At 34.7% G+C, this 23,328-nt stretch carries 17 protein-coding genes and 7 pseudogenes; 13 read left to right on the forward strand and 11 right to left on the reverse strand.

Features of this window, described 5'->3' with window-relative positions:
• Positions 1–5: 5 nt before the first annotated feature.
• The 5 genes and pseudogenes from ORL93_RS00145 (at position 6) to ORL93_RS31195 (ending at position 2,654) form a co-directional block, all read left to right on the forward strand.
• A complete protein-coding gene (locus tag ORL93_RS00145; protein ID WP_097795871.1) occupies positions 6–266 on the forward strand; it encodes a hypothetical protein in 261 nt (86 codons plus the stop codon).
• A gap of 203 nt (positions 267–469) precedes the next feature.
• Positions 470–784 (forward strand): annotated as a pseudogene (locus tag ORL93_RS00150) (transposase); the annotation flags it as partial.
• Positions 777–941: pseudogene (locus ORL93_RS00155) on the forward strand (IS6 family transposase); the annotation flags it as partial. The pseudogenes ORL93_RS00150 and ORL93_RS00155, both read left to right, overlap by 8 nt.
• 765 nt (positions 942–1,706) lie before the next feature.
• Positions 1,707–2,357 (forward strand): annotated as a pseudogene (locus tag ORL93_RS00160) (IS4 family transposase); the annotation flags it as partial.
• Between the two features lie 110 nt (positions 2,358–2,467).
• Positions 2,468–2,654, forward strand: a pseudogene (locus ORL93_RS31195) (hypothetical protein).
• A gap of 641 nt (positions 2,655–3,295) precedes the next feature.
• Here ORL93_RS31195 and ORL93_RS00165 read toward each other — a convergent pair.
• Positions 3,296–3,556 carry a hypothetical protein gene (locus tag ORL93_RS00165; protein WP_097795873.1) on the reverse strand — a complete coding sequence of 87 codons (261 nt, stop codon included), beginning with the start codon at positions 3,554–3,556 and terminating at the stop codon, positions 3,296–3,298.
• An 877-nt stretch (positions 3,557–4,433) separates the two neighbouring features.
• Between ORL93_RS00165 and ORL93_RS00170 the strand changes: the two genes are divergently transcribed.
• Genes ORL93_RS00170 through ORL93_RS00180 form a run of 3 tightly spaced genes read left to right on the forward strand, consistent with a single transcriptional unit; the run spans position 4,434 to position 7,497 of the window.
• Positions 4,434–5,624 carry an efflux RND transporter periplasmic adaptor subunit gene (locus ORL93_RS00170; RefSeq protein ID WP_265958393.1) on the forward strand — a complete coding sequence of 397 codons (1,191 nt, stop codon included), beginning with the start codon at positions 4,434–4,436 and terminating at the stop codon, positions 5,622–5,624.
• A complete protein-coding gene (locus ORL93_RS00175) occupies positions 5,621–6,301 on the forward strand; it encodes an ABC transporter ATP-binding protein (RefSeq protein WP_018781552.1) in 681 nt (226 codons plus the stop codon). The genes ORL93_RS00170 and ORL93_RS00175 overlap by 4 nt, the downstream gene beginning before the upstream one ends.
• Complete coding sequence (locus ORL93_RS00180) at positions 6,298–7,497, forward strand: ABC transporter permease (protein ID WP_265958394.1); 1,200 nt, start codon at positions 6,298–6,300, stop codon at positions 7,495–7,497. Before ORL93_RS00175 ends, ORL93_RS00180 begins: the two co-directional genes overlap by 4 nt.
• A 193-nt stretch (positions 7,498–7,690) precedes the next feature.
• Here ORL93_RS00180 and ORL93_RS00185 read toward each other — a convergent pair whose 3' ends face one another.
• From ORL93_RS00185 to ORL93_RS00200, 4 genes and pseudogenes are all read right to left on the reverse strand, one after another.
• Positions 7,691–8,713 carry a CamS family sex pheromone protein gene (locus tag ORL93_RS00185; RefSeq protein ID WP_098160641.1) on the reverse strand — a complete coding sequence of 341 codons (1,023 nt, stop codon included), beginning with the start codon at positions 8,711–8,713 and terminating at the stop codon, positions 7,691–7,693.
• Between the two features lie 876 nt (positions 8,714–9,589).
• Positions 9,590–9,964 carry a hypothetical protein gene (locus ORL93_RS00190; protein WP_003205206.1) on the reverse strand — a complete coding sequence of 125 codons (375 nt, stop codon included), beginning with the start codon at positions 9,962–9,964 and terminating at the stop codon, positions 9,590–9,592.
• 325 nt (positions 9,965–10,289) lie between these two features.
• Positions 10,290–10,517 (reverse strand): annotated as a pseudogene (locus ORL93_RS00195) (DDE-type integrase/transposase/recombinase); the annotation flags it as partial.
• A gap of 242 nt (positions 10,518–10,759) precedes the next feature.
• Positions 10,760–12,235: a protein adenylyltransferase SelO gene (locus ORL93_RS00200; RefSeq protein WP_265958396.1), complete on the reverse strand. Its 1,476-nt coding sequence runs from the start codon at positions 12,233–12,235 to the stop codon at positions 10,760–10,762.
• Between the two features lie 273 nt (positions 12,236–12,508).
• Between ORL93_RS00200 and ORL93_RS00205 the strand changes: the two are divergent.
• Positions 12,509–12,775: pseudogene (locus tag ORL93_RS00205) on the forward strand (MFS transporter); the annotation flags it as partial.
• 106 nt (positions 12,776–12,881) lie between these two features.
• Here the strand turns inward: ORL93_RS00205 and ORL93_RS31205 are convergent.
• A pseudogene (locus ORL93_RS31205) lies at positions 12,882–13,071 on the reverse strand (hypothetical protein); the annotation flags it as partial.
• Between the two features lie 428 nt (positions 13,072–13,499).
• On the opposite strand from ORL93_RS31205, the gene ORL93_RS00210 reads away from it, so the two are divergent.
• Positions 13,500–14,627: a serine hydrolase domain-containing protein gene (locus ORL93_RS00210; RefSeq protein ID WP_033796302.1), complete on the forward strand. Its 1,128-nt coding sequence runs from the start codon at positions 13,500–13,502 to the stop codon at positions 14,625–14,627.
• Positions 14,628–14,662: 35 nt separating this feature from the next.
• On the opposite strand, the gene pepF is transcribed toward ORL93_RS00210, so the two are convergent.
• The 5 genes from pepF to ORL93_RS00235 all read right to left on the reverse strand — a co-directional run bounded on the left by pepF (position 14,663) and on the right by ORL93_RS00235 (position 18,890).
• On the reverse strand, positions 14,663–16,450 hold the full coding sequence (gene pepF, locus ORL93_RS00215) for an oligoendopeptidase F (RefSeq protein WP_265958397.1): 1,788 nt from the start codon (positions 16,448–16,450) through the stop codon (positions 14,663–14,665).
• A gap of 297 nt (positions 16,451–16,747) precedes the next feature.
• Positions 16,748–16,879 (reverse strand): hypothetical protein, encoded by a 132-nt coding sequence (locus ORL93_RS00220; protein WP_003198923.1) that lies wholly within the window; start codon positions 16,877–16,879, stop codon positions 16,748–16,750.
• A gap of 139 nt (positions 16,880–17,018) precedes the next feature.
• Positions 17,019–17,246 (reverse strand): hypothetical protein, encoded by a 228-nt coding sequence (locus tag ORL93_RS00225; protein WP_176524697.1) that lies wholly within the window; start codon positions 17,244–17,246, stop codon positions 17,019–17,021.
• 16 nt (positions 17,247–17,262) lie between these two features.
• Complete coding sequence (locus ORL93_RS00230) at positions 17,263–17,415, reverse strand: hypothetical protein (RefSeq protein ID WP_003198919.1); 153 nt, start codon at positions 17,413–17,415, stop codon at positions 17,263–17,265.
• Between the two features lie 242 nt (positions 17,416–17,657).
• On the reverse strand, positions 17,658–18,890 hold the full coding sequence (locus ORL93_RS00235) for a MerR family transcriptional regulator (protein WP_265958399.1): 1,233 nt from the start codon (positions 18,888–18,890) through the stop codon (positions 17,658–17,660).
• Positions 18,891–19,077: 187 nt separating this feature from the next.
• On the opposite strand from ORL93_RS00235, the gene ORL93_RS00240 reads away from it, so the two are divergent.
• From ORL93_RS00240 to ORL93_RS00250, 3 genes are read left to right on the forward strand one after another with little or no spacing between them, the layout of a single operon-like run.
• Positions 19,078–20,364, forward strand: a complete 1,287-nt coding sequence (locus tag ORL93_RS00240; RefSeq protein ID WP_097794063.1) for an NAD(P)/FAD-dependent oxidoreductase — start codon at positions 19,078–19,080, stop codon at positions 20,362–20,364.
• Between the two features lie 13 nt (positions 20,365–20,377).
• Positions 20,378–21,850 (forward strand): aldehyde dehydrogenase family protein, encoded by a 1,473-nt coding sequence (locus ORL93_RS00245; protein WP_265958724.1) that lies wholly within the window; start codon positions 20,378–20,380, stop codon positions 21,848–21,850.
• A 45-nt stretch (positions 21,851–21,895) separates the two neighbouring features.
• Positions 21,896–23,314 carry an MATE family efflux transporter gene (locus tag ORL93_RS00250; protein WP_265958725.1) on the forward strand — a complete coding sequence of 473 codons (1,419 nt, stop codon included), beginning with the start codon at positions 21,896–21,898 and terminating at the stop codon, positions 23,312–23,314.
• Positions 23,315–23,328: the final 14 nt, after the last annotated feature.

The raw sequence follows: 23,328 nt of genomic DNA on the forward strand, positions 1-23,328 counted from the left end.
AGCTTATGAAATTAATGCAAGCGAATCCAGAAATTTTTAAAGATAAAATCATTAAGCCGTCCAACTATTTAATTGAGCATGTCGGAAACAACCAATATCTATTGCATAGAGAAATTGCAGAATATGAAAAAGAAGCATTTAGAACAGAAAAATTATTTCAATATAAAGGAAGAAGTTTTTTACCAAACATTGAACAGTTTACTTCAGAAGAGCAAGCTAAAGTAGCTGTATACTCTTATTGGGAAGCAATTAACCAATTATATTAAAAGTGGATTAAATCACAGCTTGTTATTCAGACAAAGAAACGAAAAATAATTTTTTATTAATGAGCTAAAAAAGAGGGCAGAATCAAAGAGGCCACTGAAAAAGTCCATATAGTTTAAACAAGTGAAGGCTTCCTTGATGAAATCGAGGAAGCCTTCACCATTTTTATGTATAATAGTTGTACTAATTCTAGGTGGTGTCTCGGATGATTTCAAACCAACAATCTCTTAACCTTAGTCCTTTCATGGCAATTTACGATATCGTCGTGCCGAAAGATAATATGCTTCGTCAATTTAATGAATTGGTTGATTTTTCTTTTGTTTTAGAGGAATTACAGAATAAATATTGTCTTGATAATGGCCGCAATGCAGTGCCGCCTGTTCGTATGTTCAAATATTTATTGCTAAAGTCCATTTTTGACTTATCAGATGTAGATGTTGTTGAACGCTCAAAATATGACATGTCCTTTAAATATTTTTTAGACATGGCGCCAGAAGATGCGGTGATTAATCCGAGTTCGTTCTATGTTAGGATTAAAATCATTTAAAACAGCAATCTCTATATTAAGTGGTGTTGAAGCCATGCATATGATGAAAAAAGGACAAGTTGTTTTACCGGACGAATCCGTCCAAAACCAGAAAGAATTTATTCATAAATTGTTTGGCTTAGCTTCATAAGATAGAAATGTAGAGGAAATTGCTATTCTATGTTTCTAACTAACATTTTGCAACAGAACCATATTTAGTCATATACGCTGATCTATGTCTATCTCTTGTGAAACTGTGCAGCAGAACCCCAAGAATAATCTACATGAAATGTATAATAATCTGATGAACAATTAGTTTAAAATTAAGTATAAAAGCAATTATCTGGAATCTAATTGTAATTCAGCTTTGTCGCTTGTGAGTGTATTAGAAAAATTACAATTTCCAGAGTAGATGGCTCTTGATTCATCACACGAATCAGATTTTTCACATCCTATAAGTATTCCTAATGTTATAAACAATAATAAAATCTTTTTCATTATAATACACGCTCCATAATAGTTAGAATGTTATGATGTACTTAGACTAAGATAGGACTCACTACACATACCCATCAACTTAAGAAATGGGTTGTTTCCCAAAACGAAAAAAAGAGTTGAATTCTCATAAATAACTGTAAAATAATAAAATTTTCGTTCAGGACCTACTTTAATATCTTAACTTGATCGGAATGGCATGCTACCCTTATAACCCTAAAATTATATACGAATCAATATGTTTACATGCTATAAAATTAATAAAATGCAAAATTGCATATTTAACCTTCTCAATAGAGTGTACTCTATTGAGAATAGGGGTACCGCCACATCGCTATCAAGCTAATAAAAAGAAATGCCCCCTAAAATGAAAAAAAACGCTATTCTTTCTGTAGAATCATAGAAAAGGATAGCGTTTTTTATGTTTGTTTCTGTGTCTGACGAATTACAACTATTTGCTCAAGAGATTCAAAGTTTTTTATCTCCAAATACCTTACGGGATCTTGCTAGAGATGTTGGTTTTGTACAACGAACCAGTAAGTACCAAGCAAAAGATTTAGTCGCTTTATGTGTATGGATGAGCCAAAATGTAGCTATGACTTCTTTAACTCAGTTATCTAGCTGTTTAGAAGCATCAACAGAAGTACTCATCAGTCCTGAGAGACTGAATCAACGATTTAATAAAGCGGCCGTCCAACTTTTACAACACATACTAGCCGAACTACTAAGCAAAAAATTAGCCTCATCTATGCCGATTTCTTCTCCATACACTTCTGTTTTCAAGCGTATTCGTATTTTAGATTCAACTGCATTTCAACTTCCGGATATATTTTCATTCGTTTATCCAGGTGCAGGAGGATGCAGCCATACAGCTGGGATAAAAATTCAACTTGAGTATGATCTGTTAAGTGGACAGTTCCTACATATTCATACAGGTCCAGGTAAACAACATGATCGCACTTACGGCTCTCTGTGTGTCCCAACTGTGACAGCGAATGATTTATGTATCCGAGACTTAGGTTATTTTCATTTGAAAGACCTTCAATATATACAAGATAAAGAGGCCTACTATTTTATAAAATGTTGAAGGTACCCCGTTTTACAGGTATCTCGTCTGAACCCCTGTATCACTTAATCTATGAACACATAAAAAAAGGAAGAGAATTTAAAATGCATCTTAATATGAAATATTGCATATTAAAATGTATTGATAAGAAAGTAAGTGCTTACTATAATAAAAGCATAAAGATGTACTACATCTTAACATCAAAAAAGAGGAGGAAATACTATGGCAATCGCAATGGCAGTTTTAAAATTTATAGGTGGAGTAATTCCATTCGTACAAGAGCTTTTAAAAGCATTTATGTAAGTTCTTTATTCAGCAATTATTTATAAAAATTATCATACAAATGGTCTGTATATCAAAGATGAATTGAGGTGCAGATCATTTGTATGAGCAAACTTTAAACAAGAAAAAGAATCCTAGAAATCATAAGGGATTCTTTTTCTTTATGTGTAATTAGGGCTGTAACCAGATTTATTGACTCTTCCAAGAGAAAGTTCTTCCACATAAGTTTCAAATTAACTTATCATGTTTACAATTCTATTTAATTATATCGAATAGGAGCAGAAATATATGAAGAGAAATATATTAGAATATCAATACCGCTTAAACACATTAAAAAGTTGTGTGTGGATTTTTGGGATCTTATTAATTATTAATTGGTATAATTTATGTGAAAATCTTATACTTAGACATAACTTTTTGTGGGAAAAGGCTTTATTGGTCATAATTTTTACTATCGTATTCATAAATACTTTACATCAAATTAAAACCAAGAACTATAAAATTACATAACATACATTTTTAACACATTGAATTTGATACACAAACTCTAAAATATGGTACTTACGGATTCGTTGCACACAACCTACATCTCTAGATACGCTGAATACTAAAATTCCAGTATTCTTTATTCGTTGTAAACCCAATAACCTTTAGGCTTACGCCTAACCGACATTCATCTCCCACCTACTCATTGGGCTACACCTTTTACATTCTTTGAAGTGGGATTCTTCTGTCGGGGGAATGATAAAATAATATGTAATAGCACATATTAAAATAAAATTTATGCGATACGGAAATTGTGTAAAAACATACCGAAAATATCCCCAAATACATTCCTCACTGATAAAAAAGAGATAAAGCACTTCATAAAATGCTTTATCTCTTTTTTTATGAGTATTTCTTATTTCACGTAAATTTACCATATGTATCACCTCCTACTATAACCATACACACCTTTTACTTTCTCATAACACTGTTAGATGAAGTGTTTCAGCTCTTCATTTTCCTATTGTCTTGGTGCAAGGAATCCTTGTCAGTTTAGCCATTTATAATAGCCGCTTCGAGAAACACTTATCAAACAACAGAGTAGGCTGACGGAGTATTCGGTTGTTAAAATATCGCAATTGAGTCGCTTGTATCACCTCTTTTGAAGATCCCATAACTTTTTTAATGTCATGCTTTATAATAGGAGGGTGTCCTCTATGTCTAATGAACATTATTTCACTTATTAATAGTCAAATTATCTAGGATCTGCCACAAAAAAGAAGAAAATCACAAAAATTAACTTCTTTTTAAGTAGGGAAACTTTTATGTTTATTAACTGTTGAATTCATCAGAAAACACTTTAGATTTGATATATTAAAAAATTAAAAAAGCGTATAAATATGAAATATTGCATATTGAAATGCATTGATATCCAAATGAATTCTCGCTATTATAGTAGTATAAAAATTTACCACAATTCAATACTTAAAAAAGAGGAGGAAATCATATGGAAATCGCAATTGCAGTTTTGAAATTCATTGGTGGAGTAATTCCATTAGTAACAGAATTATTAAAAGCAGTGATGTAGTTTAGTTTTTGCAATTATTTATATCATATGAAGCACAAAATAAAGAGGTCAGTTTCTTTAAAATAAAGGATCGACCTCTTTATTTTGTGCTTCATATAGCCTAAGGTATTAAAAGGTTTTTAGCTTTTATTTTTTGGTTTATATCCAGTTACTTTAGGGGGTTGTCCCATATAAATTGTTCAATAAACGTATGTACTAAATTATATCATCATTAAGGGGAAGACATTATGTTACCAACTACAACACATCGACCAACTAAAAAGAAAAAATGGATTATCATTGGGGTTATTGCATTAATTGTCATCGTTGCAGCCGTCAATATTTTTGTTATGCAAGGTAAGAAGAAGGAGACAGCAAAGGGAGACGCTGTTAGCTTTGAGAAAGTAACAGAACGTACACTCAATAATACAAAATTGATTTCTGGACAAGTAAAGCCTGGGAATATTGAGAGCTTCTATGCAGATCCGACAAAAGGAAAAGTGAAGGATATTGCGGTGAAAGAAGGGCAAGAAGTAGAAAAAGGGACGAAGTTATTCTCTTATGATAATGAAGAAATCAATCTACAATTGAAGCAAGCTGAGCTTGATCAAAAAATGGCAACAATGCGCTATGATCAAGGGAAAAAGAAAATAGATTCACTAAATAAAGAGATTAAGAAAGCAAAAGATAGCGGCGCTGGAAAAGAAGTAACAGATCCGTTAGAAGAGCAAGTAAGCGAATTAGAAATACAGCAAAAAACAACTGAACTTGAGAAAGAAAAAGGTCAATTACAATCACAACAATTAAAGAAAAAACAAGATGAACTCACAATTTATAGTAACTTTGCTGGTGTTGTACAAAAATTAGATAAAGATGCAGTACAAGGTTCGACGCAAGCAATGGGTGGACAAGGAAAATCATTTTTACAAATCGCATCTAAAGAACCATTCCAAATTCAAGGGACATTAACAGAACTTCAAAAATCACAAATCCAAAAAGATCAAACATTTACTGCAACTGTAAAAGCAAATAGTAAGAAGAAATGGACAGGGAAAATTACAGAAGTAAGTGAATTTCCGACAAGTGTAGAGATGGCTCAAGCAGCTGGTGTTGGTGAGGGAACACAAAATATGTCTCAGTATACATATAAAGCTAGTTTAGATGGACAAGAAGGTTTATCTCCAGGCTATCACGTATCACTGCAAGTAAACTTAGAGAATAAGAAGATGATTGCTGTTTCTAGTAAAAGTATTATTGAAAAAGCTGGTAATCTATTTGTTTATGTAGAAGACAAAGGAAAGCTTCGTAAACAAAATGTGAAAAAAGGTTCTACTGATGGAGATTGGACAGAAATTCTTGAAGGTGTAACAATGGGACAAAAGGTGGTTAAAAATCCTTCCGACAACGTGTATGACGGAATGGAAGTGAAAGAAAAATGATTACGTTAAACAATATTCATAAAACATATTACCAAGGGAAGCTAGCGGTACCGATTTTACATGGTATTAGTTTAACAATTCAAAACGGTGAGTTTGTTTCCATTATGGGACCATCTGGCTCAGGGAAATCAACCCTTATGAATATTATCGGTTGTTTAGATCGTCCGACAGAAGGGGAATATGTGTTAAACGGCGTGAATATTTTAACGGCAGATGAAGCAAAACTTGCCCTTATTCGTAATGAATATATCGGTTTTGTATTCCAGCATTTTAACTTATTGCCACGTCTTTCAGCGGTAGAAAATGTAGAACTTCCGCTTATATATGGCGGCGTGAAGAAAGCGGAGCGCCGTCAGAGAGCTCTTGAAGCACTTGGGAAAGTCGGATTGTCTGACCGCGTGCATCACTTGCCAAGCGAACTTTCAGGTGGGCAAAAGCAGCGTGTAGCCATCGCACGTTCCATTGCAAATGACCCAACGTTCATTATGGCCGATGAACCAACAGGTGCTCTTGATACGAAATCTGGAGAGCAGGTTATGGATATTTTCACAAAGTTAAACGCAGAAGGTACAACGATTGTTATGGTTACGCATGAAGATGAAGTTGCGGCGTATTCTTCGCGCCGAATTGTGCTAAGGGACGGGGAAATTACAGAAGATAGAAGGTGTGTGATATGAGTTTACTAGATAGTATAAAGATTGCCCTATCTTCTATTCTAGCTCATAAACTGCGCTCAGCACTTACAATGCTTGGGATTATTATCGGTGTCGGCTCTATTATTACTGTTGTTGCGATTGGGCAGGGCGGGGAAGCAGCGTTAAAATCACAATTTGTTGGTTCTGGGAATAGTGTGATTTCTATTCACTATACTCCTGACATGAATGATTCATTTGGTATGGAATCCATGGGAAAACCGAAATTGACAGAAGAAGATATTTTTGAAATTAAAAAGCTTCCAGAGATTTCACACGTAATTAAGACGAATTCAAACATGGAAACACTTGATGTCAATGATAAAAAAGATATGGTGAATATTAAAGGGCTAGACAGCGAATATTTCGCTGCGAATAAAGTTAAGGTGTTAAAAGGCCGTTCTTTAAATGATACAGATATCGATTATGGAAATAACGTTGTCATGATTAGTTCCGATGTAGAAGAAAAGATATTTGAAAAAGAAAATCCAGTTGGAAAGATTATTGAAATGAAAGGCCAACCGCTGCAAATTATTGGTGTATATAAAGCCAAGGGCGGATTCATGGGAATGGGAGGTTCAGAAGTTCTAATTCCACTAACGTTATGGCCGTCGTTGTATGGAACAGATGAAATTCAAGAGATTTCTGTCCAAGCGAAAAATGTCGATAATTTAGATGACGCTGGAAAGAAAGCGGCTGATGCATTAAATAGTCGTAAGCCAAGTGAGTTTACAGGTAAATATGAGGTAATGAATTTAAAAGAAATTCAAGATGGTATTTCTAAAATGACAAATATCATGACGATGATTATTGGAGGTATTGCTGGTATTTCATTAGTCGTTGGTGGTATAGGGGTTATGAACATTATGCTCGTATCTGTAACAGAGCGTACACGTGAGATTGGGGTACGTAAAGCACTTGGAGCAACGCGTAGTAAAATTTTACTGCAATTCTTAATTGAGGCTGTTATGTTAACGCTTCTTGGTGGATTAATCGGGATTGGTCTTGGTTACGGGGGCGCATATATTGTTTCCACATTTGCGAAATGGCCACCACTCGTTTCATGGCAAGTAGTTGTTGGCGGCGTATTATTCTCGATGACGCTTGGTATTATCTTCGGGTTAATTCCAGCGAATAAGGCGGCGAAATTAGATCCAATTGAAGCACTTCGTTACGAATAGGTTAAATCGGGGCAGCAACTTAAGCTTATAGAAGCGGATACAATTGTAGAGCTAAATAATCTGTTTTAGAGCACAATCTTTTTTCACTTGTTCGCCTAATTATTTTAAAGCGCTAATGATAAAATAACCATGGTACATTAAACTAATAATGAAAGTAAAAAAGACAGTATAATAACTGTCTTTTTTATTTTCATTATTCAATAAAAGAAACAAAAGGTTCATCTTCATTTTTTTCTCTTACAACAACTGCTTCAACTTTTTGCTCTGACTTTATATTCATTTGAACCTTAACATCTTTAGGGAAAACATCTAATATATTTTGGACTATCATTTGTGTAAAAGCAATCAGTTCTGATTTACCATTAAATTTAACTAAAACATTCATATTTACAGTATCCATATGATCATCTTTATAAAAAATTGTAGCATTAACCGGTATATAATCAGCTTTATTGAATTTTTTCACTTCAACAGAAAAATCATCTAACTTTTTATTATCTTCATTATATACTTGTTTAAAATCATCAGAAGGATAAGCAAAGGATTTTTCGTTAATATTAACCCACTGTCCTATACTATTCTCACCTTTTTGTACTGTTACACTAGAAATAAAAGTACCGGTTTTTAAAGAATCAGAAGTTTCCTGTTTAAAAATAGAAAAAGTAATAGGAACTTTTACAAAGTTCTTATTATCATAAAGAACTTTTAAAAGTTGATTAGCAATTTCACTGCCCTTAACATTTGCTTCTTCATTAGAATGATTTGAAGTCATGGCTAAACCGATAACAACACCAGCTAAACTCAATTCACCTGAATTTTTCTTAGTATAATAATCATATTCTATAATATTAGATACATAAGGTACTTCTTGTTTTGTGAGTAATTCGTCTATTGTTTTTTGAGCAATATATTCACTTCTTTGTAATAAATGATTTTTTGTATCAAATTGCTTAGATGCCATATTCATTAAACCTAATTCTAATTTATCTATATCTAATTTAGAATTAGTTTGTATATTAACTGTATTTATTATTTTATGTTCTTTTAAAGGAATAATAGTTTTGTAATAATTATCAGAAATAGAATATTTCGGAATAATGCTATTTCCCTTCGTATTTTTTTCTACAACTTTCTCTTCTTTTTTAATAATATTAGTACCATTACAAGCACTTAATAACAAACTAATAATTATCAAAAATAATGATATCTTTTTCACCTATAATAACCACCTTTAACCATTTCTCTCGCTTTATACAACATATAGTGTATCATTAAATATCTAAAAAAAAAGAGATTAATGAAAATATATATATGCATCTAACAATATTCCCTAATGTTAAAGATAAAAATATGATATTTATATAAAAAAGCTACAAAAAACCCTTGAAACTATCCCTTCTGGATATTCTGTTATGTATTAAATTACTAGTTACGTAGGACCAACATGAATTCAAGCTTAGATTTATTAACATAAAAAAGAAGAGGGTTTTTATAATCCTCTTCTTTTTTATATGTTCATTAGCTGTTTTGTTCACTTAAGAGTGCTTTAGAATTTACCTATTCTATTATAACTGTATAAAACACATTTTTAATATGAAATATTGCATATCGGAATGTATCTAAAATGAAGGTATAAGATTTACTACATCTTAATACTCAAACAAGGGGAGGAAATACTATGGCAATCGCAATGGCTGTTTTAAAATTTGTGGGTGGAGTAATTCCATTCGTACAAGAACTTTTAAAATCATTCATGTAAGTTTTTATTTCAAACATGTATGTAAAAATCTCACACAAATGATTTGTATATCTGGGCATAAGTGCTTTGTGAATTAATAGTATGAACAGATTTTAGAAAAGAAAAAGAATTTCATTAGGAATAGCAATCAAAAAGCACTCATTCGAGTGCTTTTTGATTGTACAGTAATACTTTAATACTCTATAATTAACTTTGGGGAAGGTAATCTAAGAGCATTAGACGTAGTCTTAGCATTATCTTTTATTTGATAAACCATAAAATTGAATAATTTTGTGGTTTATTTTTTGTAAATCCACAAGTTTTAAACTACTTTTAATAAACGTAATCATGAAATTAACATCGAATTACAGTTCCGGAATAGAGAGTCAGGAAATGGTCACCAATATCAATTATAGTAGTTGCTTGTATATAACCTTTAAAACCATCTGATGAATAATAAATTTCTTTTGGAATACTTTCTTTAACCTGATAACTAGTTTTTGAGTACTTCACATAATGATTTGTGATTACTTTTGATTCAGGGACAATATTAGCTCTTTGTTCAAAAGTATTTGTGATAGTAGAAGGTGAATTAAATTCAACATTTTCATGAGAAATACGATCCAAACTTTCAGCTTTTACACCTTCTGTTTGAGAAAAGGCACCTAAGCTACCTATTCCTATTAATGTAGCAAGTGTAAACTTTGAAAATCCTGTAAATTTCCCCATTTTATAAGCCTCCTTTAAGTTTTTTGTAAGATAAGGTCCTTACACTTCACAGTCTATATCTAGCAGATAGGAAGTGTACATACATATCATTAGACAAAAATCTACATTATTCTCTATTTTTTTCTAGGTTATGTATAATAATCCGGTGTTCAACAAGTTGTCACAAATAAAAAATGATAATGATAACAAAAAAATGAATAGTATATTCGTTGCTTGTATTATTATTAATTATTTTAATATTCTAAAATAATTGGATAAAATCGGTTCTGGTGCAAATATATGAAGAATAACACGGAGAATAGTAGACTCTTAACGGAATCGTATTTTATGCTATAAGTCTAAACACTTGGCGGATGAACTCTTTTTGGTTTTGGACAGACTGGTTTTCTAAATCAATCTGTCCCTTTTTTATCATATGCATGGCTTCAACGCCACTCAATATAGAGGTTGCTGTTTTAAATGACTTGAATCCCAACATAGAGCGTACTCGTTTCTTAATAAAACGATGGTCTTGTTCCACCATGTTATTCAGATGTTTTATCTTCCTGGTTTGGATGCTGGCTGGCCTCTCTTTATCTAATAAAATAGAAATCTAGATTTACCACTAGATATTATGAAAAAACAATCAATTGTATTTAGCGCTGAGAAAAGAGTAGTTGAACAAATTGTGTAGGCTCTATATCTATATTAAATGATTTTGCACCAAAACCGAAAAAATGCTACTCCATTAGGTAAAGGAGTAGCATTATGTTGTAAAAATAGTAAATCATGAGAAGGTGTTAACTTAATTCTTTCTCATGTACCACAAAAAGTTCGATAAGGGCGGGATGCTGGCGCCGGTGGTGTGCAGTACTCAGACTGTTCAGGAGAGTGAGCATAAGGATTTGAAAGAACAACAAGCAGTTGTTCCATTACGCTGTGGTCCCCTTGTTTGACTGCGGCATCTAATGCTTCTTCCACGCGGTGATTTCGTGGGATTATCGCAGGATTGGTGTCTCGCATCAGCTGATGTGAAGAAGATTTCGATTCCTCCTGTCTGCTTAATCTTGCCTGCCATTTTTCATGCCACTTCGCAAATTCTTGACTTTTAAACAAATCGGTATCTTTATGTGTACCAAAAGTTAAAGCAAGGAAGGTATTAGTATAGTCTGCGCGATATTTCTCCATAATTTTAAGGAGCTCATCAATAAGGGCTTTATCTTCTGCTTCTTCGTTAAATATACCTAGTTTGGTCCGCATCCCAGCGAGCCAATGCTTTTCATACAGTGTGCCGAAATCTGAAATCGCATCTTGGGCTATTTGGGCAGCTTGTTCTAGGTCTGTATGTAGAATCGGCAATAGAGATTCTGCAAATCGCGCGAGATTCCACACACCAATATACGGCTGGTTACCATAGGCGTATCGGCCTTGCGTGTCAATGGAACTAAATACCGTTGCTGGGTCATATTCATCCATGAAGGCGCAAGGACCATAATCGATGGTTTCTCCGCTAATGGTCATGTTATCGGTATTCATTACCCCGTGAATAAAGCCAACGAGTTGCCACTTTGCAATTAAGCTGGCCTGTTGCTTCATCACTTCTTGTAGTAACGCTAGGTATGGATTTTCCTGTGATTGAATAGCTGGAAAATGACGCTTAATCGTATAGTCAGCCAAAATTTTTAGCTCCTCAACTGAACCGCTTGCTGCTGCGTATTGAAATGTGCCAACGCGTATATGACTGCTAGCTACACGTGTCAAAATTGCACCTGGTAAAGCAGTTTCGCGTATGATTGACTCACCTGTTGATACTATAGCTAGACTACGGGTAGTAGGAATACCAAGCGAGTGCATTGCTTCACTGATAATATACTCGCGTAGCATTGGTCCAAGTGCGGCGCGGCCATCCCCTCGGCGGGAGTATGGTGTTCTACCAGAGCCTTTTAATTGAATATCAAATCGTTCACCTGAAGGAGTAAGCTGCTCACCGATTAGCAGCGCACGGCCGTCTCCTAGCATGTTGAAATGCCCGAATTGATGCCCTGCATAAGCTTGAGCAAGAGGGATAGAACCTTCGGGAATTCGGTTTCCAGCAAGAACCGCTACTCCATCTTCGCTTTGTAGTTCCTCAATGTTTAGCCCTAGGGATGTTGCCACAGGATGATTGAGAATGGTTAACTTTGGTAAGCCTACAGGGGGTGGGCTAAGGGTGGAAAAAAATGATTCCGGTAGACGGGCATAACTATTGTCTAAGTTCCATCCGGTTTCTTTTGTTTCTTTTGTCTTTTTCATTGTATCTCCTTCTTTTACGTTTTTTTCTGTTACATAAAGCATAGATATAAATACTCAATGATATTCTTCATTTTATTGAGAATATAGAAGATTGGAATTTAATATTGATTAATTGGTGCGCATTGTTTTTATAATTCACTTGTAGTTATGTACATTATATCCTTAATCAATGAAAAAAACGTATTAGTACTTGTTTTTTATAAACTATAATATTTTATCATTTTAACCAAGAAGACCTCCACCTCTAAAAGAAGTGAAGGTGGGGGTAGTTCAATTAGCGGCTTATTAGGGTTCTTCGGCATTGGGTGGTTTAGTCTTTTTATGGTTGAAGTTGTTGAAACATCGCGGCAGGATTCAGTAGGAATTACGGTTAGCTTTGCACTTACGCTAAATCAAATTGCTATTATTTTAGCTCCGCCTGTTTTTGGCTTCATAGTGGATATCAAAGGGTATACGTGGGCGTGGGTGTGTATGGCTATATTGCTGTTTGTTTCAGCAATAAGTTTATTGAAAAATTGCAAAAAAAAGTCATACGAATGACATTTTTTTGCAATATGATGTATAATCAATTTTGGTATGAATTTTAAAATGGTGATATTATGACATATAAATGAATTTGATTCTTATTCTTATTAATATTTGCTTTTCGTTCATTTCCTCTTTTGAAATTCCCTATTATTTTGGCCGTAATGAGCTTCCTCTCTTTTTATTGTTTGCATGATTTATTTTACTTGAAAATTTTTCTGCATCTTTTCTTTTCTTTTGACAATCATAATTTATTTTCCGTAATACTCGATAAATACCATGCTATTTTTGTTTGTTCGATAACTGAACATTTCACTATCTAGTTAATTTTGCTTATCGATGAATGCTAATAGATTACCTTTTTTGGCATTATTGTATATGTTGTTTGCAAGGAATGTTACATAAAAAAACAAAATTATAGTGAGATGAATCGGATTGTTGGGTGGAAATTTTCTAAGAAAGAAATACAATAGTAAGTGATCAAAAATTTGAGTATGGGAAGCTTCTCTTGAATAAATTCCCAATAATACAAACTTTTTAGGAAGATATAGATAATCAAGAGACATGCTAATTTATAGTAGTAGAATTGAGGATGAAATAGTAATATGTAGTTCATTTCTCGAATATAGTTCTTCAATAAATTTAAGCAAAAATTAAAGTCTTCTTTTAAATGAGTAGAGATAGAATAAAACAATGAAAAGAGTAACAAGTATAAATTGAATAAAAAGAGGGCTCCTGTATGTTTAAGAGATGTTTAATCGTTTGCTTTATTATCGCGATTTTTTGCTTAAGTGTATATATGTTCATGCAAACAAATAAAGGTAAAACGCAGAATTTAAAGGCATTTTCAGATTCTACTAGTAAACTAGAAACAGATACACCGAAAGTAGATAGAAATCAGCGAAATCGTTATGCTGGGGCAACACAAAAATTAGACCAATATTTAAAAGAAAAGGGATTTAATGGAACGGTACTTGTGACGGATCAAAATAATGTGATTTTGCGAAAAGGGTATGGCTATGCAAATATGCAGGATAAAGTCTTAACAACGCCAAGAACAAAATATCGTATTGGTTCTATCACTAAGACAGTAGTGGCAGTGTCTATATTGCAGTTGCAGGAAAAAGGGGAATTGAATATAGAAGATAATGTAAATAAATATATTCCTTCATTCCCAGCGGATAAAAATATTACTTTAAGACATTTATTGACACATACATCTGGATTACCTGAACAAGGGCAAGGGAAAGTTGATGCGGCATCACGTTTAAAATTAGTGACATGGATTGGTTCACAAAATCTTGAATTCCCTGCTGGAACAGGTTGGAGATATACGGATTATAATTATATGGTACTTGCCTATGTTATAGAAAAAATCTCTAAACAACCATTAGCTGAATATGTAAAAGAACATATTTTCACTCCAGTTGGAATGCATGAATCTGGCATGGGGGCAAAATTCCCTGGAGATATATTTTTCGCAGAAGGTTATACAAAGAAAGATAATGAATTCATATCTACTCCTAGGTTAAGAATGAACTGGCTATACGGTTGTGGTGAAATGTATACAACTGTAGAAGATATGAAGAGATTAGATGAGGCGATTATGACTGGCAAACTTCTTTCCAAACAAAGTTTATCAGATATGTTTACTGTATCACCTGCAAGAAAATATGGATTTAGTTTTTACATTTATCCAGATTATTACCATAATCACGGTGTATTAGCTGGGTGGAATACATTTAATAATTTCAATTGGGATAAACGAATTTTTGTTATTCTATTCTCTAATGTTCAAAACGGTATGACCGATGAATTTAATCAGGAATTTCGGAAGATGGCAAAAGATTTATTGGAAGGAAAATGAATTTAAAAAAGCCTCTAGCGTGAGAGGCTTTTTTATTACAGTGACGAAAATTCTTCAATTAGTTTACTAAAGCGTCCTAGTGCACTTTCAATTGGTTTTGGCGTTGTTAAATCTACACCAGTTTTCTTTAAAAGATTGAGCGGATAATCTGAACTTCCACCTTTTAAGAATTCGATATAATTTTGCTGAGCGGTAGGATCGCCACTTAAAAGCTGATCTGCAATTTGAATTGCGGAAGCAAATCCGGTAGCGTATTTATAAACGTAAAATGGTCGGTAAAAATGAGGGATTCTAGCCCATCCATATTTTACTTCTTCATCGAATATGAGTGTATCCCCATTGTATTCTCTAAATAATTTTTCATATACATCATTAAATGCTTGGGCGTTTAATGGTTTACCTTGATGCGCCATTTCGTGCGTAATCTTTTCAAATTCAGCAAACATAACTTGTGTAAAGAAAGTTCCTTTAAATTGATCAATAAAGTGATTGATTAAATGGTTGCGTACGTCTATATCTTTTGCTTCTTTTAATAGATGGTGAATTAAGAGTATTTCATTCACTGTAGAAGCGACTTCGGCCACAAAGATTGAATAATGAGCAGAGATTCTCGGCTGAAACTTATGTGAATAATATGTATGCATACCATGCCCACATTCATGAGTAAGTGTAAAGAGACTATTTAAGTCATCATTATGATTTAACAGGATGAAAGGGTGAGCGCCATATACGCCAAAATTATAGGCACCCGAACGTTTTCCAGGTAATTCTCTTACATCTATATAACGTTTATCTTTAAAACCTCGAAGTGTTTGAAGATATTCTTCACCGAGTGGAGAAAGGGATGTAAGCATGATTTCGAATGCTTCATCATAGGGAATCTCTTGCTTTACACCTTTTACTAAATCAACATGTAAGTCATACTGTCTTAATTCATCTAGCTGCAATTTTTCTTTTCGTAAATGATTATATGTATGTAGAGATGCAATGTTCTTTTTAGTTGTATCAATTAAAGTATCATACACTTCTTTTGGAACCATATCACCAAATAAAGACCTTTCTAAAGCAGATGGATAGTTTCTAATTTTTGAAATGGTAACATTGTTTTTTATAGCTGCTGCTAAGGTAGAAGCAATAGAGTTTTTTAATTGCACATAAGGTTGATAGTATGCTTTGTAAGCTTCTTTTCTCTTATCTCGACTTTCATCCTTAATTAATTTTGAATACATCCCGCGTGTTAAATTTACTTTATTACCATCCTTGGTTGTAACTTCTCCAAATGTAATATCTGCGTTATTAAGCATTCCGTATGTATGCTGAGGAGAAGAGAGAGCTTCACCCATTTGAGATAAGATTTCTTCTTTATCTTTGTTTAAAACATGTTTCTTATATCGATATAATTCAAATAAGTCTTCTTTAAAATATTGTAAGCCTTCGTTTTCCTCTATATAAGAATGTAATGTTTTCTCATCGATACTAAGTAAAAATGGAGAAAAGAAGGAACGAGCAGCACTTATTTTAACATGTAATTGTGATGCTTTATCTACAAGGGACTGCGCTTCTGTATCACGTGTATTAAGGTCGGATTGAAGTCTTGCATAAGCATAGACTAAATTAAACAAACTTGATATTTCTTCACTTTTCGTAAGATAGGCAAGTAGGCTCTGACCATCATGGATAGTTCCATTAAATTTTTTTAAATCCTCTGTTAAGGTTTCGATTTTTTGATAGTCGTTTTCCCAGTTTTCAATCGTTTTATAAATATCCGTTAAATCCCACTTTTCTTGATCGGATACATCCATTCTATTTTTAAATTCTGTCATAATCATTTCCTTCCTAGGTATGTATTTTGTATACTATAAGACTAATCAAGTAGTATCTCCACAAAATTATACTACTTTCATTTCTTAATCAGGTAATAATTTTCAGTACTCATCTTCAAACAGGCAATTATATATGGTAACTCCTGTTTCTTTTAACTCTAACGAAATTTCCTCCACTTCAGTATTCAACGTGTTAATGTCAAGAACCTTTATTCCATTGACTTGGAATAAAGAAGTGGTTAATTCGATACTCCGCCCCTAAAAAAGCCTTAAGGTAGTTACCTTAAGGCTCATAAATTAAGAAAGTATTTTTTCTATTTTTTTGTCATAATTAGTTACTATATTATTAATTTCAATTAACAAAGTATCCTCATCAGTTATAGGTTCATAACCAATTATAACTTTTGGAATATCATAATTTTTTTTCAAATCAACTAGAAAATGTACTAGCTTTTTCAACCTTAACTTATTATCGTTCTTCTCATCCTTTAATATTTCATTTTCAGGAAAGTTAAATACAATGTCACCATATTGTTCATCAAACGAGAAAACTATTACTACGTTTTTTTTATGAAATACCTAACTTCAATTCTTCTAAAAATATATTTCCTGTTCCTTCCGGTAATAGAATCTCTTTTATGTTTTTCACTTGAGAAAAATCCAAATCTTTTTCTGAAATATTATTATAAAAATGTGATGATTTAAGTTTTAATGTAGATAATTTAAGTTCTCCGTAAATTAATTTATCAATTTTTCTCTTATTAAAATCAGTTAATATAATCTCTAAATTTTCCATTTATAACTCACCCTTTTTACTGGTCAATATACCATTTAAAAGTTCCATCAAGGTTTAATCGAACTCCACTTCCATCTTGTAGTTTTTTCTCCAAAAATTCTATTCCTTTAGGATTTTTAATTTTGATAAAACCTCCCGGTCCATCCATTATTTCTTCAAGATGTTTCAATGCTGTTTGATTTATTTGGTCTGGGCCGCCTTTAACTTTCCCAAAAATGCTTGGATTTCTTTATTTGTAATTTGTTTTTTACTTACTGCAAACCATGTAACATTGTTCATTGTAATACACCATTCTACAGAAGATAATCTTTTAATGCTTCCTCAATTTTTCAGATTAACCATGATTTTAGCTACAAGGGAGCTGTCTCATCCGTGAACTAGCCTACTTTTCGGACAGCCTCTTTTTGTGCGCTATTTTTTCGTACTAGCCAAATACATTAGCATGTGGAATTTTTCGTCTATTACATGATAATCAAAATAAGGTCCTGGATCTGTACAGTAACCGATATCTTCACTTTGCGTGATTTGAAATCCGTTGACTGATAAATTTTCTTCTAAGTATTTTGGATATAAAATATGCTCGTGGGAATTTGGATATAAGGCTGAAATGTTTTTCAAGGATTTGGTCGAGCTATCATAATAGGAGTACCCGCCGACAATTGTTGAACTGCTATGGAAATAGTTTTTTAGAACATGAATTGGAAACTGCGGATTGAGCAGTGAAAAATCAGTTGCTGTAAAACTATCCACAAAAATATCGATGCTAAGCGGTTTCAATGGCAGATTTAAATCAGAATTCAAAATATAAAGGACGTTTGGCTTCGGATTCATACGCTCAATTCTCTTTCTAACCTTCTTGAGCATCCCAAGCGAATAGCCACTGAATACATAGGATGCGCTCGTTTCAAGAACATCGATATATTTGGGTAGTGACACAAAAGCGTCAACGTTTGTTTCCACGATTAATTTGTTTTTCAAATCTACATTTTGTAGAACTTTTTGAAACCAAAAATTACTTTTTTCAAATAAGTTAATCATTTTGGGATTGATCTCTTTAATCGTTTCTTTATCGTAAAAATAAGATGGATAAGGAGACGTCTCGTACAAGTTCGCGGTAATGATAATACCTTCCTCGATAGCTGCCTCGTATCCACAAGTACAAGTTAAACTCCCCGTTTGAATGTAGACTTTTTTAATCGTTACATCTTTCATTTCAAGTGGAATATGGCACTTCGGACAATAGAGCAGATTTACAAAGGAAAGTGGGATCCCTGTAAGGTTCTCTTCTTTGGATGAAGGCGAGCTGGTTTGAACCGCTTTTTCAATCAATTGGATAGCTTTTGATATGTCTTCTTTTTTCTTGGTCAGCTGGTTCTTTTTATCAATGAGCAAGTTGTTGTAGTAGTCGATATCCTCATGGTCCGAGAAGTTTGTGACACGCTGATACGATAAAATTTGTTGAATTTCTAGCAGTGAAAAATGAAGTTTTTTCAGCTCAGTAATAAAAGTCATGTCGTCGAGACACAATTGGTTCATTTGATACTGGGTGTTTTTTTTGTCTGGTATTAATAATCCCAGTTCAATGTAATAACGAACGGTATCAGTTGTAACATGAAAAAGCTTTGCAAATGTACCAATTTTCATAGATGCCCCCCAACGAAAAAAGTGGAGTTACTCCACTTTTTTCACAAAAAAGAATTCAAAAAACTCTCAAATGGCTATTGACTTGGAGGAAACTCTAAGTCATATGATAGACTCAAGGAGTTTGAATATTTTGAATAATTTTTGACTGTATTGTAACATACATGTCACAAAAGGAGAAGAATTAGCTATGGATAAGATGGATCGAATGGATACTCTCTCACTGTGGACAGCGACTGCAAACAGCTATGAAAAAGGAAAACTTCTTGAAGGAAATGAAGAGGCGGATGTTGTCATTATTGGCGCAGGTTTCACAGGTCTTTCTTCTGCATATCATTTGCAAAAATTAGGGAAGAGTGTCATTGTCCTTGAGCAAGAAACGATCGGATATGGCGCAAGCGGTCGTAACGGCGGGATGGTATTGCCAGGCTATAAGCCAACGATGCAGGAGCTTGCCAAAAAGTATGGTGCCGACGAGGCGAGACAGCTTAACGATCTCTCCCTATTTAGTGTTGAACTGGTTAAAAACATCATCGACGAGCATCAAATCAACTGTAACTTTAGAAAGACAGGTCACATTGTGGCGGCTTACAAAGCCAAGCATTTTGAAGGATTGAAACATGAAAGCGAATACTTAAACGAAAATTTCGGGTACGAATCAAGCGTGCTTGATCGAAGTCAGTTGCATCAAGAGATCGATTCTCCACATTATTATGGCTGCTTAGTCGACAACTCGAGTTACTCGTTCCAGCCACTGAACTATGCAATTGGTTTGGGAGAAGCAGCTAAATCGATCGGTGCAAAAATCTTTGAGCATTCGAAAGCACTATCTATTGAGTACGGTCGAAACAGTGTGAAAGTTGTAACAGAAAAAGGTGCTGTTACTGCGAAAGACATTATTGTGGCTACAGATGGTTACTCTGGAAAAATCATGAATGAACTGAACAAAGGCGTACTGCCAATTTCGGCACGTATTATTGCTACTGAACAGCTTCCAGAATCACTGGTGAGTACCGTCATTCCTAAAGATCGCATGGTTTTTGATACAAGCAGTTTCCTTTACTATTTCCGACGTACACCAGATAATCGGATCGTATTTGGCGGTGGCGATGTTCGTCCAAACTTAGGCGATGCTGTTTATCAAAGTGTTTACGATGCCATGGTTAAAATAATGCCAAAACTAGCAGGAAGCAAGATTGATTTCCGTTGGGGTGGATTTATCGGGGTTACAATTGATACGTTCCCGGTTATCGGCAGATCCAAAGAAGGCGCATATTTCGCAACGGGTTATACGGGACACGGTGCGTCTCTCTCGACATTGTTTGGTAAGTTATTGGCACAATGGATCGTTACGGGGAGTGCAGGTGGATATCGATTTGAAAAGGAACGCCTCAAATCATTCCCGTTCTATAATCAGAAAACGATGCTGGTAAATCTAGCACATATTGGTTTCAAACTGTTAGATATTATTGCGTAAAGGAGAGTTGTTTATGAAAATTAACATGTTCATTGACGGGAAATGGATAGAAGCGTTATCCGGTGCTAGACGAAACATTATCAATCCTGCAACCGGAGAGGTGATCGCAACGTCTGCTTATGGATCAGCAGACGATGCGAAGATAGCAATCAAGGCGGCTCGTAAAGCGTTTGACAGCGGAATCTGGTCGAATTTATCGGCTGATGAAAGAGCTGACTATCTCTATAAGATTGCAGACCGTCTTGAAGAGAAGGCAGCTGAAATTGCACGCTTGGAAACTGCAAATAACGGTAAGGTTATTCGTGCAACCACTTATGTGGATATTCCGGTATCGATTCAATGCTTCCGCTATTATGCTGACTTGATCAAAGGCATGAAAAAGGAATCTTACACTCGTGCTGATTCTTCAGAAACAATTATTATTCATGAACCGATTGGTGTTTGTGGACTTATTGTACCTTGGAACTTCCCGCTTATGTTAGCTGTTTGGCAAATTGCTCCTGCACTCGCCGCAGGGAATACAATTGTACTTAAGCCTGCTGATGTCACTCCTGTAAGCGCATTAAAATTATTTGAAATTATCGAAGAGATTGGACTTCCGGACGGAGTGGCAAACTTGGTATTGGGACCTGGATCAAAGGTTGGGAATGAGCTTGCCGAGAGCCATGATGTTGACAAAATCGCCTTTACCGGTGGAACAAAAACAGGTCAAAGCATTATGCGCGCAGCTGCGGGCAATATGAAAAAAATCACACTTGAACTGGGTGGTAAATCTCCACTTATTGTGTTCGACGATGTGGATTTTGAAACTGCAGTCGAGAATGCGATGTTTGGTATTTTCCACAATGCTGGGCAAGTTTGTTCAGCTGCATCTCGTTTGCTTGTACAAGAGACCATTTACGATAAGTTTATTGAAAGATTGGCCGAGCGTGCAAGCAAAATTGTAGTTGGCAACGGGGAAAGTGAGAACATTGAAATGGGAGCCCTCACAAACGAGCCTCATATGAATGAAGTTTTACATTACATCAAGAGCGGAATCGAAGAAGGTGCAAAATTAGTTTGTGGTGGTAAGCGCTTAACAGAAAATGGGCTTGATCGAGGATTTTTTATTGCGCCAACGATCTTTGCTGATGTAAATGCGAATATGCGTATTGTTAAGGAAGAGATTTTTGGTCCAGTCCTTGTTGTACAGAAATTTAAAGATGAGAAAGATGCCATCCAAAAAGCGAATGATTCCATTTATGGATTAGCCGGTGCTGTATTTACTGAAGATATGGATCGAGCAAAACGTGTCATTAGTAAATTGCGTGCGGGAATTACTTGGATTAATAGTTATCATCTCGCTTATGTTGAAGGTCCTTGGGGAGGGTATAAGCAAAGTGGAATCGGCAGAGCGTTAGGTGCTGTTGGGCTGGAGCACTTTATGGAAACGAAGCAAATCAATATCCACCAGCATGCCCAGCCTGTAGGTTGGTATGCGAATTAATTGAGCTTAACTTGCTATATAAATTATTTATAAGGGGACATGCTCATGAAAATAGTAGACAACCGTCCGTCATCGAAGATAGAGCAACTAGAAGTAATGAATAAGCCGGCGTATGATTCAGTGCTGGGAACCAAAAGTATTCCGTTACTATATTTACGGTTTGCTTTGGCAGGAATTATGGCTAACGTGATTCTAGGAGTTGTAGCGGTTGTCGATGGGTATTTCGTCAGTGGCTTTCAGGAGCTGGAAATCGAAGGGATCGGAATTGGATTTACGGTCATGGTTATTACCCGTATGCTTGGCGTTCTTTTGGGTGTGGGAGCCGGAGCGGTCATTTCACTTCGACTTGGAAAAGGGAAGATCGAAGAAGCTAGAGGTATTATGGGACAAACTTTATGGTTTACTCTTTTCCTCTCCATTTTGTTAGCTGTACTTGGAGTGGTCTTTGAAAATAATATTATGACCTTATTCGGAGCAAGTAATGAAGCGCTTCGATATGCGGTACAATATAGCCGTCTGCTATGGATTTCATTGCCATTAACGATATTGGCCGTTGTATTAAGTATTTTAACCAATATCGATGAAAAACCTGTATTATCAATGAACAGTTGGTTAGTCGCAGCAGTTGTTGCTGGGATTACAGAATGGATTATGGTAACGAAGTATGACATGGGGATGATGGGTTCCTCATGGGCCAATACGATTTCGCAATCGATCCCTGTTTTCCTAATCTTTTATTTCTGGTTTGGTAAAACAAAACTTAAGCCAAAAATGAAAGATATGATGATTAATCTCAAGACGATCGGTGAAGTGGCTTGGACGGGCTTTGCATCTTTCTCGAGTCAGTTCATGATGTTTATTGCAATTATTTTCTTCAACAACTTACTGCAAAGCTACGGTGGTGGGCTGCACGTTGCCGCTTTCACGATTCAAAACGGTTACATTACAAATCTGCTTGCCTTAGCAGCGCTCGGTGGGATGACAGGACTTCAACCGATCATTAGTTATAATTACGGTGCGGGCAACCTTGATCGTGTTAAACAAGCAATTAAGATGGGACTCATTTTTACGGTTGCCTTCTTTGTGATTGTGACAGCCATACTAATCATTTTTGCAGATCCAATTGTGTCATTTTTTTCCGGTGGTAATCCTGAATTGCAGAAACTGGGTATTTGGACGACAGTTGTATTCAATTCTTTGTTTACGCTTAATGCAGTCAGCTTGCTTATCTCAGGTTATTTCGAATCACAAGAGAGAAACTGGTCCGCAACGTTTATTAGTGTTAGCAAAATACTGTTGTTCATGGTACCGTTTCTATTTATTTTCCCGAAATTCTGGGGTGTAGAAGGTATATGGTACACAGGTCCCGCTGCAGAAATTCCAGGCGTTCTCATTGCCATATACTTTATGAAAAAAGAGCTCAAACGTTTAAAAGATACAAATAGTAAGACAGTACGTTTATAGAACCTATTCCTTCA

Source organism: Bacillus sp. DHT2, from assembly GCF_026241455.1.
GTDB lineage: Bacteria > Bacillota > Bacilli > Bacillales > Bacillaceae_G > Bacillus_A > Bacillus_A pseudomycoides.